Annotated in this window: 12 protein-coding genes; 10 read left to right on the plus strand and 2 right to left on the minus strand. The window is 46.3% G+C overall.

The genetic code is table 11. From position 1 onward, the window contains the following. Positions 1-410: 410 nt before the first annotated feature. Entirely contained in the window at positions 411-866 is a 456-nt protein-coding gene (locus FJQ87_RS13235; protein ID WP_140933036.1) for a hypothetical protein, read from the plus strand. A gap of 477 nt (positions 867-1,343) precedes the next feature. Here FJQ87_RS13235 and fadJ read toward each other — a convergent pair whose 3' ends face one another. Together fadJ and fadI are read right to left on the minus strand one after the other, a co-directional pair. Then, entirely contained in the window at positions 1,344-3,467 is a 2,124-nt protein-coding gene (gene fadJ / locus FJQ87_RS13240) for a fatty acid oxidation complex subunit alpha FadJ (protein WP_140933037.1), read from the minus strand. Between the two features lie 5 nt (positions 3,468-3,472). Further along, positions 3,473-4,783, minus strand: a complete 1,311-nt coding sequence (gene fadI, locus FJQ87_RS13245; RefSeq protein WP_140933038.1) for an acetyl-CoA C-acyltransferase FadI — start codon at positions 4,781-4,783, stop codon at positions 3,473-3,475. 265 nt (positions 4,784-5,048) lie between these two features. Between fadI and FJQ87_RS13250 the strand changes: the two genes are divergently transcribed. The 9 genes from FJQ87_RS13250 (at position 5,049) to putP (ending at position 15,412) form a co-directional block, all read left to right on the plus strand. After that, entirely contained in the window at positions 5,049-6,005 is a 957-nt protein-coding gene (locus FJQ87_RS13250) for a MoxR family ATPase (protein ID WP_140933039.1), read from the plus strand. A 2-nt stretch (positions 6,006-6,007) separates the two neighbouring features. Continuing rightward, positions 6,008-6,940: a DUF58 domain-containing protein gene (locus FJQ87_RS13255; RefSeq protein WP_140933040.1), complete on the plus strand. Its 933-nt coding sequence runs from the start codon at positions 6,008-6,010 to the stop codon at positions 6,938-6,940. A 4-nt stretch (positions 6,941-6,944) separates the two neighbouring features. Further along, a complete protein-coding gene (locus tag FJQ87_RS13260) occupies positions 6,945-7,451 on the plus strand; it encodes a DUF4381 domain-containing protein (RefSeq protein WP_140933042.1) in 507 nt (168 codons plus the stop codon). After that, positions 7,445-8,428 carry a VWA domain-containing protein gene (locus tag FJQ87_RS13265; RefSeq protein ID WP_140933043.1) on the plus strand — a complete coding sequence of 328 codons (984 nt, stop codon included), beginning with the start codon at positions 7,445-7,447 and terminating at the stop codon, positions 8,426-8,428. Before FJQ87_RS13260 ends, FJQ87_RS13265 begins: the two co-directional genes overlap by 7 nt. Before the next feature lie 2 nt (positions 8,429-8,430). After that, positions 8,431-10,635, plus strand: coding sequence for a VWA domain-containing protein (locus FJQ87_RS13270; RefSeq protein ID WP_140933044.1), 2,205 nt, complete (start codon positions 8,431-8,433; stop codon positions 10,633-10,635). Beyond that, entirely contained in the window at positions 10,629-12,323 is a 1,695-nt protein-coding gene (locus tag FJQ87_RS13275) for a BatD family protein (RefSeq protein ID WP_140933045.1), read from the plus strand. The genes FJQ87_RS13270 and FJQ87_RS13275 overlap by 7 nt, the downstream gene beginning before the upstream one ends. 192 nt (positions 12,324-12,515) lie before the next feature. Then, on the plus strand, positions 12,516-13,079 hold the full coding sequence (locus tag FJQ87_RS13280) for a sigma-70 family RNA polymerase sigma factor (RefSeq protein ID WP_140934121.1): 564 nt from the start codon (positions 12,516-12,518) through the stop codon (positions 13,077-13,079). Then, positions 13,072-13,773 (plus strand): DUF3379 family protein, encoded by a 702-nt coding sequence (locus FJQ87_RS13285; protein WP_140933046.1) that lies wholly within the window; start codon positions 13,072-13,074, stop codon positions 13,771-13,773. The genes FJQ87_RS13280 and FJQ87_RS13285 overlap by 8 nt, the downstream gene beginning before the upstream one ends. A gap of 190 nt (positions 13,774-13,963) precedes the next feature. Next, positions 13,964-15,412 (plus strand): sodium/proline symporter PutP, encoded by a 1,449-nt coding sequence (gene putP / locus FJQ87_RS13290; RefSeq protein WP_140933047.1) that lies wholly within the window; start codon positions 13,964-13,966, stop codon positions 15,410-15,412. Positions 15,413-15,696: the final 284 nt, after the last annotated feature.

The raw sequence follows: 15,696 nt of genomic DNA on the forward strand, positions 1-15,696 counted from the left end.
GGTTAGCTTCTTTGGTGTAATAATCTCAATCATATCGAATACAACACTTGTGATGTCCACTAAGTGGTCGATGACTTAGTCCATTGAAATATTCATCAATAGTCTCATCAATCCACTAGTCGATTAATTAGTAAAACATGTTGTTCATAGGCAAAAATCACTATTAAAAAACGCTTTTAAAGTCAGCGCATATGATTTAGCTCAGGCTATCATCACCTAACAGCACTGAGCGCCTATATAAAATCAATATAGCTTAGCTACGGCCGCAGAATGCCTCTCACTCCATTAAAAATTAACTTTAACCACTTACACTAATTTAAGTCCTAGCACGCATCTGAATTGGCATACAAAATGCAAATATATCTCGCTGTCAATAAAAACAACTTAAATCAACACGAGAGAAAACAACGATGATTAGAAAGATAGTATTAAGCTTGTCAGTGCTAGCAACTTCTGTGTCTGCTTCAATTCAGGCTCCAGTCGCAATTGATTTATCCAATCAAACTGCCGCTCTGCCTTGGGTACGTTTCACTGAAACCGAAACTGCCGCTCTGCCTTGGGTACGTTTCACTGAAACCGAAACTGCAGCACTGCCTTGGGTGCGTTTCACTGAAACCGAAACTGCCGCTCTGCCTTGGGTGCGTTTCACTGAAACCGAAACTGCCGCCCTGCCTTGGGTACGTTTCACTGAAACCGAAACTGCCGCCCTGCCTTGGGTGCGTTTCACTGAAACCGAAACTGCCGCTCTGCCTTGGGTGCGTTTCACTGAAACCGAAACTGCCGCCCTGCCTTGGGTACGTTTCACTGAAACCGAAACTGCCGCCCTGCCTTGGGTACGTTTTAATGACAGCACAGACATTGCATAAACAGCAGAGCACAGGAAATCCCATGATTACCGTGATAAAAAGAGCACTTGGGTTAAAAAAGGCTCCCCGGAAAATGGTGCAACTACCTGAAGGTTTACAGCGTTTAGAAGTCATTCCAGCCAAACGTTGGTGGAACTAGTGGTGCGTTAGTCAACATTCATAACAAAGCAAGATAGGGAGCCATGCTCCCTATCTTTCAAATAAACTACCTCTTTTATTTCATATCTTAGTGCCTTACAGCCCCTTTCCTCTAGCGACACTCTGTGCGCTCTAGGTATCTTGCAATACCTTTTGTCACTCTGACTTTGTCTATACCTAGTGCATTAAGCATACGGTGCATCAATGACACTTAAATATTAAATGGATAACCTAGGAATCAATTTGCCGCTAAAAATAAAAAAGCGGCCAGTGATGGCCGCTTTTTGAATAATCTAATCAACTAGTTAATGGTTATAACGTCATTGGCAGTGAATACACTTAAAAGAAAGTGCGGCTGTCTTGCGCCATAGTTTTTAAGCGAGGGCATGGCGCGAAACGATCGCCAAAGGTTGCTTGGTAAGCTTCTAACTTCGCCACTACGTTCGCAATACCTAAACTATCCATGTATCTAAATGGACCACCTAAGAATGGCGGGAAGCCGATGCCAAAGATGGCGCCAATATCACCATCCCGCGCCGAACTAATAATGCCTTCATCCAAGCAACGAGCGGCCTCATTCAACATTTGAATAACGCAGCGCTCAGCTAAGCTCGTCATTTCCATATCGGCGCTCGGTTTAATACCGAGTACCGCATACACAGATTCATCGACTTGCTTAGCTTTTTTAGATGACTTAGCACCATAAACATAAAAACCTTTCTCATTTTTGCGCCCTTTACGGCCATCATTAATCAGGCGATCAAATGCCGCCGGCGCCATAAAGCGTTCACCCAGTTCAGTCGTTAAAATGGGAGCAATCTTAGCGCCGACATCTATGCCAACCTCATCTAATAAGGTCATAGGTCCAACAGGAAAACCGAACTTAACTAAGGCTTTATCAAGGTGTGCCACGCTTTGCCCTTCAAGCAACAATTGCGCAGCTTCATTCATATACAAGGCTAAGATACGATTGACATAGAAACCGGCGCCATCTTGCACCACAATCGGAGTTTTGCCTTGCTTACGCGCAAAGGCCACAGTAGTGGCAATGGTTTGTGCCGACGTGCCTTTATGGGCAATGACTTCCACCAGCGGCATTTTTTCTACTGGCGAGAAGTAATGTAGACCAATCACATTTTCTGGACGGCTAGCCACGGCGGCAATTTGGCCAATAGGTAGCGACGACGTATTAGAGGCAAAAATAGTCTCAGGCCCGCAATGAGCTTCAATATCTTTAACCATTTGATGCTTAAGGTTTAAGTCTTCAAATACGGCTTCAATCACAATATCGGCATCTTTAATCCCAGAATATTGGGTGGTGGTGGTCATCAAGGCCATTATTTTATCGCGAGCGGCGACCGTCATATGACGACGTTTTACTGGCTTCTCAGTTAACTTGTAGGCATAAGCCAAAGCATTACTTAAGCCCTGCTCGTTAATATCTTTCACTCGCACTGGCACTTTGGCTTTTGAGGCTGTCACTGAGGCAATTCCGCCGCCCATTAAGCCGCCACCTAACACCACGGCTTTCATGACTTTCTTAGGTGCTATACCATCAACCTTGATTTCTTTTTTCATTTCAGTCATGGCAAAAAATAACGCTCGCATGGCCGCTGATTCTTTGGTCATCACCAAGTTGGCAAAATGGCTGGCTTCAAATTCAAGCCCTTTGCTCATGCCTTTATCCATGCCTTGGCGCACGCAATCAATAATTTTGGCGGGCGCAGGATAATTGCCTTGGGTCTTTTTTATCACTTGCTTATGCGCTTGCTGAAAAATGATATTGCGGCCAATACTATTGCCTTCTAATAACTTTTCCACCAAGGTTTGTTTGATTGGCTTACGCTTCTTTTTACCCGCAAGCGCCATGTTGATGGCGGTTTGAGTCAAAATAGTGACAGGTACTACATCATCCACCAGCCCCATAGTAAGCGCTTGCTTAGGGCGAATTTGCTTACCCGTCAGCATCATATCTAATGCTTTTGCTATTCCCACTAAGCGCGGCAATCTTTGAGTGCCGCCACCACCAGGCAATAAACCTAGTTGCACTTCTGGGACGCCTAACTGGGTTTTAGCATCGTCACTACACACCCGTGAATGACATGCTAAGGCAAGCTCTAAACCACCACCTAAACACGGGCCATGTATCGCAGCGACCACGGGAATATTCAAACCTTCCAGAGCGGCAAACACTTGATGACCTTCCTGTGATAAGGCTTTGGCATCAGCATAGGTTTGGCAGTTATCTAGCATGCTGATATCAGCGCCAGCCACGAATGAATCTGGTTTACCAGAGACTAATACCAGCCCTTTAATCCGGCTATCTTGCTTAATCTCTTCAATAATTTCGTTAATTTCAAAGGCGAATTCAGATTTAAGGGTGTTCATGGTTTCACCCACAACATCCATAGTCAGTAAGGCAATGCCGTTATCTTGGCGGCTTAATGTAAATGTGTTTTCCATGTGTGTTACTCCACCTCTAAAATCATTGCCACGCCAAGACCACCGGCTGCGCACGCTGTCGCTAACCCCAAACCGCCACCACGGCGCTTAAGTTCATGACACACTTGCGTGATAAGACGCGTGCCTGTTGCGGCAAAAGGATGGCCGTAAGCTAACGAGCCGCCCAGCACATTAAACTTATCCATATCTATCTCACCTATGGCGCGGTTTAAGCCTAATTTATCTTCGGCAAACTTCTTGGAGGCAAACATTTTCATATTGGCTAAGGTTTGCGCGGCAAAGGCTTCATGCATTTCGATTAAGGTTAAATCTTCAAGCTGCATGCCGGCGCGCGCTAACGCCAATGGCGTGGCATAAGATGGGCCCATTAACATATCTTGCCACACGTCAATGGCTGTAAAGGCATAGCTCTTGATATAGCCGATTGGTTGATAACCTAACGCTTTAGCGCGGCTTTCTGTCATCATAATGATGGCTGAAGCGCCATCAGTTAAAGGCGTACTGTTGGCGGCGGTCACTGTGCCATGACGGCGATCAAAGGCGGGTTTTAATTTGGCATAAGAGCTTAACTGCGAGTCTTGACGGATATTGTTATCTATATCAATAAACTTTTTAAAAGGTGGCACATGCGCCGTCATCACTTCTTGCTGTAATACCCCGGAAGCCCAAGTTTGGGCCGCTAAGGTATGCGAGCGGTGCGCTAATGCGTCTTGATCTTCACGGCTTATATTATGGGTTTTTGCCATTTGTTCAGCGGTTTGCCCCATGGACAATCCGGTTGAATATTCAGCCACTGCGGGCGGTACTGGCAGTAAATCTTTTAAGCCAAGGCGGCGGAAAATAGCCACTTTATCACCAAGGCTGCGCGCTTTATTTAAATCAACTAATGCGCGCGCAAACTTTTTTGACACACCAATAGGGAGCACTGACGAGGAATCTGCGCCGCCGGCGATACCCACATCAATATTGCCCGCTAACATCGACTCACACACATTGACGGCAGATTGAAAACTAGTGGCACAGGCACGGCTAACTGAGTAAGCATCGGTGGCGACATTCATGCCCGTACCTAGTACGATTTCACGAGCAATGTTTGGCGCTTCAGGCATTTGTATCACTTGGCCATACACAAGTTGCTGCACTAATGCAGGGTCTAACTCTGCCCTAGCAATCATCTCATTGACGACCATTTTGCCCATATCTAAGGCCGATACACCATGAAAGGCGCTCGCCTGTTTGGCAAATGGCGTACGCAGACCTGCGACTATGGCGATACGCTCGCCGCTGCGCGTGGTCAAATCTTGTCTAGCATGCATGTGTCATCCTCTTGTTATTATTTTGTCCGTCTGCTGCTGAGTGCTGACAACCCACTTAACAGGTCTGACCAATAAAAGTGTGATCAGATTCTAACTATTTCCATCTAGGTTTAAAACACTTGTTTGTTTATTATTAAAATTTACCTACTTTGTGCAACTTTTTCCATGTAAAACAATTAATAGATACACGAGTTCCAATTTCATCGAAACTATTTACACTGTCGTTTGTCTATATCTGCCATCTATAAGTGAATGAGTACCTTTTATGCCAATTAGTCGATTTCATTCTTTGCGCCATTATCTCAATCAACAAGTATTGGGCCAGCCAGATCTCACTGAAAACTTATTAACTGCGCTGATTGCCGATGGTCATTTACTGGTTGAAGGCCCTCCAGGTTTAGCCAAAACTCGCGCCGTAAAAGCCTTATGTGAAGGCGTTGAGGGCGATTTTCATCGCATTCAATTTACCCCAGATTTGCTGCCTGCCGATTTAACCGGTACCGATATTTATCGCGCTCAAACCGGTCAATTTGAATTTGAAGCCGGTCCTATTTTCCATAATCTGATCTTGGCCGATGAAATCAACCGCGCGCCTGCCAAGGTGCAATCCGCCTTATTAGAAGCTATGGCTGAAGGACAAGTGACTGTGGGTAAGCACTCCTACCCGCTACCGGAATTGTTTTTGGTGATGGCCACTCAAAACCCGTTAGAAAATGAAGGCACCTATCCACTGCCAGAAGCGCAGCTTGACCGTTTTTTAATGCATCTCAACCTTGATTACCCCAGCGCCGAAACTGAGCTGAAAATTCTACGATTATCCCGTAACGAGGCCTTAAGCGATCACCAGCTAAAAGTGGAGCCTATTGCGCAAGTAGATGTATTTGAAGCCAGAAAAGAAGCATTGGAGCTCTATTTAGCCGAACCGTTAGAGCACTATATTGTGGATATTATTAACGCCACCCGTAAACCTGCTTTGTATAGTCAGGAACTGGCAGGCTGGTTAGAGTACGGCGTGAGTCCGCGTGCCAGTTTAGCGATTGAGCGCTGCGCCCGTGCCCGCGCTTGGTTGCAACAGCGTGATTTCGTCTCGCCTGAAGATATTCAAGCGGTAGCCCCTAATGTGTTGCGCCACCGTTTGCTACTTAGCTATCAAGCGCAAGCCGAAGGGGTGACACGCGATCAGGTCATTGATCACTTATTGTCAGTGGTAGCGGTACCTTAGATATGAATTTACCTTCGTCCATGCCATTGTTTGCCGATGGCATTTCGCTCTGTGATAACGAATTACTTGCCTGTCAGCGACAAGCAGCAGTCGTAAGTGAACGACTGGGGCGTGCCCGCGCGAGTTTATCCGGGCATCGCAATAGCGCCATTAAAGGCCGTGGGATGGAATTTGCTGAGGTACGTCATTATCAGCAAGGCGATGATGTCCGCACTATTGATTGGCGCGTAACCGCGAGAACTGGCCAAGCCCACACTAAGTTATTTGTGGAAGAACGTGAGCGCCCAGTCATTATCCTGTTGGACTTGAGCCATAGCATGTACTTTGGTTCCAGTTTATTGCTGCAAGCCGTGCAAGCCGCCCATTTAGCCACAACCTTAAGTTGGGCGGCCATTGGTCACGGTGATCGCTTAGGCGGCTTAATAGTGTCGGAGCATCAGCATAAAGAGCTCAAACCTCGTAGTCGTCAAGCGGGGATATTACCTTTTATCAATACGATAACTAGCATGCATGCTGAGCAGCTGCAGCAGTTTAGCCACACGCCAGCCGATCCTGATCACTTAACCCGCGCGTGTGAACGCTTAGTGCGCTTAGCAAAACCCGGCTCATTGATTTACCTCATCAGTGATGGTTTTAACATGACCCCAGCTTGCCAAGCGCCGTTAAGCTTAGTACGCCGACATTGCGATTTAGCCGCGTTTATCATTACCGACCCACTGCGCCAAGGCGAGCTAGCGCTGCCGCCACAATTTCAATTACCCGTACGCGATCATAATGTTGAGCGTTGGCTTAATCGTCCCAGTTACGAGTTATGGCTAAGGCAGCAGCTACAGCAACAACAGCAATATGTGACTATGTTGCGCGGACTAAAAATCCAGCCACGATTTATCGACGCCGGACTACCGTTATCGCAACAATTACCCAAATTAGGATAAGACAGTGAGCAATGTCGCTATGGCCAACTCACCCTTGGCCTCACTCCAAGATATCCAACTGCCGCCTGAGATTGGCAGTTGGCCACCAGCAATCGGCTATTGGTTAGTACTGGGTGTAATTATCATCCTCTGCCTAGCGTTAGTGTTATGGATGAAGAAACGGCAACAGCAGCGCCGCGCCCGCAAGCAAGCCTTAGCGTTACTTGCCAAACTCAAACGCGAGCAGCCGGACTTTAGCAATCAAGTCAATATATTACTAAAGCGTGCCGCCATGAGTTACTACCCAAGGCACAGTCTTGCCAGCCTCAATGATGAGGCGTGGTTTACTTGGCTTGATCAAGATTTAGCCAGCCATAGGCGTGGCCAATGGCAGCCCTTATTAGGTCAGCGCTTTAGTGGCAAAGCACTCACTGACGCTCAAACCTTACAGCTACAAGCATTGGCTCAGCACTGGCTAGTACAAGCCTTGCCGCCAACTCGCGCGCAAAGTCAGAGGAAATTAGTATGTTAACCCTCACTTGGCCTTGGATATTTTTACTTTTACCTTTGCCCTTATTGTTACTACGTAAGCAACAAGCTGTCACTGGCGGTGAACTGCAATTGCCAGGCGTTGCCACTATGACGTCAGCGCCAAGCCAGCCAAGCACGGTTAAGGCCAGCTTACCCCTCTACTTAATCTGGGTTTTGCTGCTCATGGCATTAGCGCGTCCTACTTGGTTAGGTGAGCCTATCCCCTTACCCACAGATGGCCGTGATTTAATGGTGGCGGTAGATTTATCTGGCAGTATGCAAATTGAAGACATGGTAGTGAACAATACTCTGGTGGATAGATTCACCCTTATTCAGCATGTATTAAGCGATTTTATTGAACGGCGCCAAGGCGATCGCATCGGTTTAATTCTGTTTGCCGATCATGCCTATTTGCAGGCGCCACTCACCCAAGATAGACGCAGTGTTAAACAATACCTGCAAGAGGCGCAGATTGGTTTAGTCGGCAAACAAACCGCCATAGGTGAAGCGATTGGGCTTGCGGTCAAGCGCTTTGAGAACCTAAAAGACAGTAATAGAGTGTTAATTTTACTCACAGATGGCAGCAGTAATGCCGGTAATATTGAGCCATTAGCTGCAGCTAAAATCGCGGCCAAACGCGGTATTACTATTTACACCATAGGCATAGGCGCTGAAACTCTTACCCGCCGTGGCATTTTTGGCGCCGAGCAAATTAATCCATCCGCCGATTTAGATGAGTCAACCTTAGCAAGCATAGCGTCTATGACTGGCGGTCAATATTTTCGCGCCCGTAATCCTAAAGAACTGGAGCAAATTTATAACGCCATTGAAAAACTTGAGCCCGTTAGCCGCGATGCGCAAAGTTATCAGCCAAAAACTGAACTCTTTTATTGGCCATTAGCCATGATGCTGTTGGTCGGCGTGTCTCTCGCCTTATGGCAAGTCAACAAGCCCAGCCGTTATGTGGAGAGTAAATAATTATGCTGCATTTTATTCGACCTGAATGGCTATTGAGCTTGCCATTAGTGCCATTCTTACTCGCTTATTTATGGCGCGTGCAGCGCAGCGCGTCGGTCTGGAATAATTATATTGCCAGTCATTTGAGTCGGTTATTAGTGTCCCCTGCCACAGCGACCCGTAAGAAGTCACTCGTGTGGTTAGCATCGATGTTACTGATAAGTATCTTAGCCTTGTCTGGGCCTGCCATCACCAAAGAAGCCACACCGGTTTTTGCCGCTAATCAAGGCCGAGTGATAGTTTTAGACATGTCTAACTCGTTATTTGCCGACGATTTAACCCCAAATCGCTTAGCTCAAGAAAAATTTAGAGCCACTGATTTGATTAAAGCATTCACTCAAGGCGATACCGCACTTGTGGCCTACGCGGGTGATGCATTTACCATCAGCCCATTAACCAGTGACAAGCAAACCTTACTCAATTTATTGCCAACCTTAACCCCGGAGATTATGCCAGTCCAAGGCTCTAACATAGCTTCAGGCATAGCCTTAGCTCAACAGTTACTCAAGCAAGCTGGCTATCAAGATGGCGATATTATTGTATTTAGCGATGGCATTAATCGGGAGCAATATGAACAAGCGCAACGAGTACTCAGTGGCAGCCACAATCGCTTGGCCGTGATGGCCATAGGCACAGAAGCCGGCGCCGCCATTCGTTTTCCTGATGGCCAATTGCAAAAAGACAATCAAGGCGCAGTGATCATAGCCAAAACTGACATGGGATTACTGGCGAAGTTGGCCGCAGCGAATGATGGCTTATTTGTGCCTATGAGTGTTAATGGCGCAGATGTGCAACAAGTGATTGACTGGTCAAAGGTGACCCATAACGCCAAGCTTACCGATATTCAAGGTGAGCAGTGGCAAGATCTTGGTCCTTATATCGCCCTATTATTGTTATTGCCCGTGTTGCTAACCTTCCGGCATGGGATATTGGCCAATGCCGTCTTCGCATGTCTGTTATTAACCTCAAGTGTCATCGCGCCGAAGGCACAAGCCAGTAGCTGGGATGATTTATGGCACACCCAAGATCAACAAGCGCAAGCATCTTATGCCAAGGGACAATATCAACAAGCTGCCGATACTTTTACTGACGCTAAGTGGCGCGGCGCCGCTTTATATCAGGCGAAAGAATATGAGCAAGCACTCGCTGAATTTAGTAAAGATAACAGTGCCAATGGTCTTTATAATCAAGGCCATGCCTTAATGCAGCTCGAGCAATATGAGGCCGCTAAAGAGCGTTACCAGCAAGCCATTCAGTTAGCGCCGGATTTTACTGAGGCTAAGCAAAATTTGGCACTGGCAGAAAAATTGCTCCACCAACAGCAACAGCAAGAACAAGAACAACAACAACAGCAAGACTCGCAATCTGGCGAGTCCGGCCAAGATCAACAGCAAAACAATCAGGGTGAAGACAGCCAGCAGAACCAAGAATCCTCAAGTGCTGAACAGTCAAATGAGCCCAGTGGACAACCAAACTCTGGTTCAAATTCTGACTCAAACCAAGCATCGAAGCAGTCATCATCACAGTCTGAAGCAAATCAAGAGGCGAGCAGCGAACGCGAGCAGCCAACCCCTGCTGACGACACCGCAACCCCAGCACATCAAGATGCTGATAAGAGTCAGTCACAAGGGGGAAATGATGCTCAGTCAGATGAGAAATCTGAGCAAGCTTCTGCATCAAATCTTAATGAGCCTAAGCCTGATGAGTCCAATTCTAATGAGCCCAAGCAAGATGAATCTACCCCTGATGAATCTAAGCCTAATGACTCAGATGAACAGCAACATGAGCCAAGCAATCAAGCGCCCATGCTGGCAGACCCTAACGATAGCCAGGCTAAGTCGCCAACCAACGGTGACACTAGCTACGGGAAAGAAACAGAGGCAACACATGATAAGTCACAGCCAAGCTCAGCAGATGAGTTAGCCGCAGGCAATAGCCAAGCGGCTCAAAGCGCAGCAAATGAGGCTGCCGGCAATACAGAAGGGGCTACAGCAGGTATGCCGTCAGCAACCACTGACCCACAAAGACCGCCATTACCCGCGGAGATGCAGCGCATGCTCAACGCTGTCAGCGACAATCCCCAGATCCTGCTACGCAATAAAATGCAGCTTGAATATCAAAAGCGCCAAATGCAAGGCAACACCAATAAGGAAGCACAACAGTGGTAAATACCAAATCCCTATTTTTCTTGCTGTGGTTAATCCCCTTTTTCACCCATGCGCAGGTGACACGATTATCCGCAGAAGTGGATCGCAATCCAGTCATGCAAAATGAATACTTTGCGTTAACTATCACAGCTAACGATGATACCGCCAATAACGCGCTCAATACCTCAGCCTTAGCTAAGGATTTTATTATTGGGCGAACCAGTGTCAGTCGCAGCACTAAAATCATTAATTTCGATGCGAGCAAGGAAACCCGTTGGCAAATTTTATTAGCGGCCAAACAAGTCGGCACTACGACTATTCCAGCCTTTAGCATTGATGGCATACAAAGCTCACCGATAACCCTTGAGGTGGTTGCTGATACGCCAAATGCAATGCATAACCAAGATGTCATGTTAAAGGCAAAGCTATCGAAATCTGAGCCTTATGTTGATGAACTAGTTACCTATCAGGTTAAGTTGTATTTAGCTAAAGACTTACAGCGCGGGGTAATTAGCGCGCCGGAAATTAAAGGGGCGCAAGTAAAGCAGTTAGGTGAAGACAAGGACAGCACTGAGATAGTTAATGGCATACGTTATCGGGTCATTGAACGCGTTTATGGTATTACCATAGATACGCCTGGCAAAGTCACCTTAGTTGGCGCCAAGTTTAACGGCGATATTATCAATCAAAATCAATCCACTAACTTATTTGCCTTTAATGAAAGTCGCCCAGTGCAAGCCAGCGCAGAAGATAGCACCTTAGACGTATTAGATGTGCCAAGCGACTTTAACGGTCAATGGTGGGTCGCAGATTTAGCCATGCTGTCGGAAAAGTGGGATGATCAACAGCCATTTGAAGTGGGGGTTCCAATTACTCGTACCTTCACTCTGGTTGCCTCCAACGCCGAAGATTACAATCTCCCTAGCCTGAATGTTAAGGCGCCAGCTAATGTGAAGCTCTACCCTGAAAAACCTGTGCGCCAGAGCATTTTACGTGAGGGACGCTTAATATCACAGCTAACGCAAACGGTTGCTATGGTGCCAACGCAGCCAGGCCCTTTAACCTTACCCGCCATCAGTATTCCTTGGTGGAATCCGCAGTTAACACGGGTTGAATATGCCACGCTGCCAGAGCGGCAGATTGATGTTGCGCCATCAGCTATGGCCACTAGCACACCATCGGCATTAAGCAGTAACCTAGGTAATTCATCAAGCAATGCCATCAATAGTACAGATGGTGATGAGAGTGTGTCAGTCAACTCGGCACTGACACAATTGAATAATAGCAGCCTATGGCCATGGCTAAGTTTAGGCTTTGCCATCCTATGGTTAATCACCCTATGGGCCTGGTGGCGCGCGCGCAAAACATCATTCAATGCCGCGCCAGCGCACTTAACTCACAGTCAAATGGCGCCAACTCAAGCTAATGAACAGGCGCTCAAGCGCGCCTGTGAGCAACAAGCCATTGGCACCATAATGACGTTAGTGCCCAGTGTCTGCAGTGATAAGTTAGGGGTTAACCTATCGCTAGTTGAACTAGCCGGATACGCGCCCGCAGTGGCGGCAACCTTAGCTCAGTTACAACGCCACGCCTATGGCCAAGAGGAAAATCACGATAGCGCCGCATTATGCACACAGCTATTAAAAGAGATTAAGCAGTTAGCGCCTGCGAACCTGCAACGCTCTGAATTAAGTGCACTTAATCCTTAGCCCTTGCCCCTTAATTTTAGAGGTTAACGCATAACATAAGCGGTGCTGCCCATGTTGTGCGTTAACCTGCTAATCCGCTTAAGATTGCTATCCTTTCAGCCATCGCCTCTATCTCAGTTAAACACAAGCATACCCATTGCCTCTGCTCACTTTTAGGTTAAGCTGATATTATCGCCGCCTGCATGAATGACTATGTTCACAAAACTTCGAAATAAAATTCAGCCAAGTACGGTCAATAATGACATGCTGAATAAACAAAAACGATACGACGCCCTAGTGAAGGTTTTGCATGCCGATATATTTCGTTATGCTTACTGGCTTTGTGGTGATCGACATGTAGCCGAAGACATCACGCAAGAAACTTTCTTGCGTGCGTGGAAGTCATTAGATGCCTTAAAAGATGAAAAAGCGGCGAAAGCTTGGCTTATCACCATTTTAAGGCGTGAGAATGCACGGCGGTTCGAACGCAAACAGTTTGACTATACAGATACTGAAGAAGGTCAGTTAGAGGACAATATCAATCTAACCCTCGAGCAGAAAATGGAACAAACCTTATTGCGCCGTCAAATCGCTAAGCTAGAGCCTGAATATCGTGAGCCATTATTACTGCAAGTCATCGCAGGCTTTACTGGCGAAGAGATAGCCCAGGTTCTTGAATTGAACCAGAACACTGTATTGACTCGCTTATTTCGCGCGCGCAATCAATTAAAAGATCTTCTTGAATTTAACCAGATAAGAGATGTGAACAATGGATGAATTACACTTTCGTCGGCAAGCGGTCATTGACCCACATTGCCAAGATGAAGACTTTATCCAAGCGGCGACTCATGCCGATAAAGCCGATTTTTTGGAACAAATGCAAACACTCGATAGCAAAATACATCGGGCGCTAGCTGTCCCCCCACCGCCATTACTGGCAGACAAGTTGCTACTTAATAGTCAGCTAAAAAGCCACGCAATCGTAAAACGAAGAATGGGAATGAGCTTTGCTATCGCGGCCTCCATAGCTTTTATCAGTGTGATGACCTTGAGCTTATTAAGACTCGCGCCCATTAATTTAAGTGAACATGCCTTAGCTCATACGCATCATGAGACCAAAGCGCTACAAAGCGAGTCGATTGTGCCTATCGCTATGGTCAATGCAAAGTTAGCGCAACTATTCCCAGGCAGTAGCGAACATTTTGTCACAACGCCCGGGGATATCTTATACGCCACTTATTGTGACTTTCAGGGCGTTAAATCGCTTCACCTAGTATTACAACAAGGGGATCAAAAGGTTACCTTATACATAGTGCCTAAAGACGAGCGTTTTCAGTTAGCTAGCAACTTTAATGATGATGACTATATCGGTGCTGCGTACAGTACTCCAAATGCTTATATGTTACTGGTGGCCAATAACCAACAAGCATTAATCACCACCCGCTCACACATAGAAACCAGCTTTATCTAATACTGGAATGGCTTACCTTGTTTGCGAAGGTAAGCCATATTCTGCTAGCATATCAGCAAGCTATAATTTATCTACTGATGGATTATCCATCACTCACCCGCGTAAACCTTGATTAAAGATCTTTGACCAAACAGTTTTGCTGGAGTTGGTCATGCACTAGTGTCGCTAATAATAATGAGAATTCCCCGTTATGACTGTTGAACTACCTATTTTAATTACTTTTAGTGCTTATCTCATCCTCATGCTTGGCATAGGATTTTGGGCCTATAAAGCCACAGATTCGGTTGATGACTATATTCTGGGTGGCCGCAAGATGGGGCCCGCCGTAACGGCCTTAAGTGTTGGCGCATCGGACATGTCTGGCTGGGTGTTGCTCGGATTACCTGGCGCTGTCTATCTTGGCGGGTTATCAGAAGCTTGGATCGGCATAGGCTTAATCATGGGGGCCTTACTCAATTGGAACTTAGTGGCTAAACGCCTGCGAATTTATACCGAATTTGCGAGTAATTCATTGACCTTGCCTGACTTTTTTGAAAACCGTTTTCAAGATAATAAAGGCTTACTCAAGTTTGTTTCCGCCATTACTATCTTATTATTTTTCACCTTTTATTCAGCGTCAGGTATGGTTGGCGGCGCCATTTTATTTGAAAAAGTCTTTGGCTTTGATTATGTCACGGCGCTAATCATAGGCTCAGCCATCATAGTATCTTATACCTTTATTGGTGGTTTTTTTGCCGTCAGCTGGACTGACTTTTTTCAAGGCTGCTTAATGTTACTGGCCTTAATCATAGTGCCCGTCACTATTTTTACTGAGCCACAAGCCATCAATAATCTTAATCAACTCGACCCGAGCTATTTCAGTCTGATTAATGACAATACCAGTCTCTTAGGTGTTGCCTCATTATTAGCTTGGGGACTCGGTTATTTCGGCCAGCCCCATATTTTAAGCCGCTTTATGGCGATTGAAGATCATAAGGCGATTCCGTTATCACGCAATATCGCCATGATTTGGATGGCGTTAGCCTTAATCGGAGCCTTGGCCGTAGGTATTAGTGGCCATATTTATTTCAGTAACACCTTAGCAAGCCCTGAAACTGTCTTTATTCAATTAGTGCAAGTGGCCTTTAATCCTTGGGTCGCAGGTCTACTGATTGCGGCTATCATGTCGGCCATTATGAGCACCATTGATTCACAGTTATTGGTGTGTTCAAGCGTAATTACTGAAGACTTTTATTTAAAGTGGCTGCGCCCAAAAGCAAGTGATAAAGAATTGCTGTGGGTTGGCCGTGCTGGCGTGTTAGTGATTGCCATTATAGCCACAGTACTCGCGCTCGATCCTAAGGCAAGCGTACTTGAACTGGTGAGTTATGCGTGGGCTGGATTTGGTGCCGCCTTTGGTCCTGTAGTATTACTGGCCTTATTTTGGAAAGACTATAGCCGTGATGGCGCAGTGGCCACGATTTTAGCCGGTGCCATTACTGTGGTGATTTGGAAGCAGTTAAACGGAGGTATTTTCGATGTTTATGAAATTATCCCAGGATTTATTGCAGCAACCATCACTGGCTATCTTGTGAGCCTTATCTCTAAACCTAACACTGCAACACTAGCGCAGTTTGAACGCTTCAAGCAGCAGTTATAACGCTTTTAAGAGCCTCATTAACGCGTTATTGCAGTGCTTATCTAGCGATGGCATTAGCCTTTCCTTGGGAGTTAAACGCCCCTAACGGCTTAAACCTAGAGCAAAATTTAGGGCAAGACCTAGGCTAAAAAGTTAATTTATCGCCAAAAACGCAAAATCATTGCATTAAAAAAGCACAGTCAGCGACTGTGCTTTTTATTTATTGTAACGCTATGTTGATGCCATCCCAGCGAACTAACTTTCCCAACCCAAAGTACCAGCTCAGAATAAAATACTCAAATAAC

It is taken from the genome of Shewanella sp. SNU WT4 (assembly GCF_006494715.1).
Taxonomy (GTDB): domain Bacteria; phylum Pseudomonadota; class Gammaproteobacteria; order Enterobacterales; family Shewanellaceae; genus Shewanella.

What these genes read in the sequence shown, in the direction of transcription:
- FJQ87_RS13235 (WP_140933036.1), top strand. Translation starts at nt 411, where the DNA reads ATGATTAGAAAGATAGTATTAAGCTTGTCAGTGCTAGCAACTTCTGTG.
- fadJ (WP_140933037.1), bottom strand. Translation starts at nt 3,467, where the DNA reads ATGGAAAACACATTTACATTAAGCCGCCAAGATAACGGCATTGCCTTA.
- fadI (WP_140933038.1), bottom strand. Translation starts at nt 4,783, where the DNA reads ATGCATGCTAGACAAGATTTGACCACGCGCAGCGGCGAGCGTATCGCC.
- FJQ87_RS13250 (WP_140933039.1), top strand. Translation starts at nt 5,049, where the DNA reads ATGCCAATTAGTCGATTTCATTCTTTGCGCCATTATCTCAATCAACAA.
- FJQ87_RS13255 (WP_140933040.1), top strand. Translation starts at nt 6,008, where the DNA reads ATGAATTTACCTTCGTCCATGCCATTGTTTGCCGATGGCATTTCGCTC.
- FJQ87_RS13265 (WP_140933043.1), top strand. Translation starts at nt 7,445, where the DNA reads ATGTTAACCCTCACTTGGCCTTGGATATTTTTACTTTTACCTTTGCCC.
- FJQ87_RS13270 (WP_140933044.1), top strand. Translation starts at nt 8,431, where the DNA reads ATGCTGCATTTTATTCGACCTGAATGGCTATTGAGCTTGCCATTAGTG.
- FJQ87_RS13280 (WP_140934121.1), top strand. Translation starts at nt 12,516, where the DNA reads ATGTTCACAAAACTTCGAAATAAAATTCAGCCAAGTACGGTCAATAAT.
- FJQ87_RS13285 (WP_140933046.1), top strand. Translation starts at nt 13,072, where the DNA reads ATGGATGAATTACACTTTCGTCGGCAAGCGGTCATTGACCCACATTGC.
- putP (WP_140933047.1), top strand. Translation starts at nt 13,964, where the DNA reads ATGACTGTTGAACTACCTATTTTAATTACTTTTAGTGCTTATCTCATC.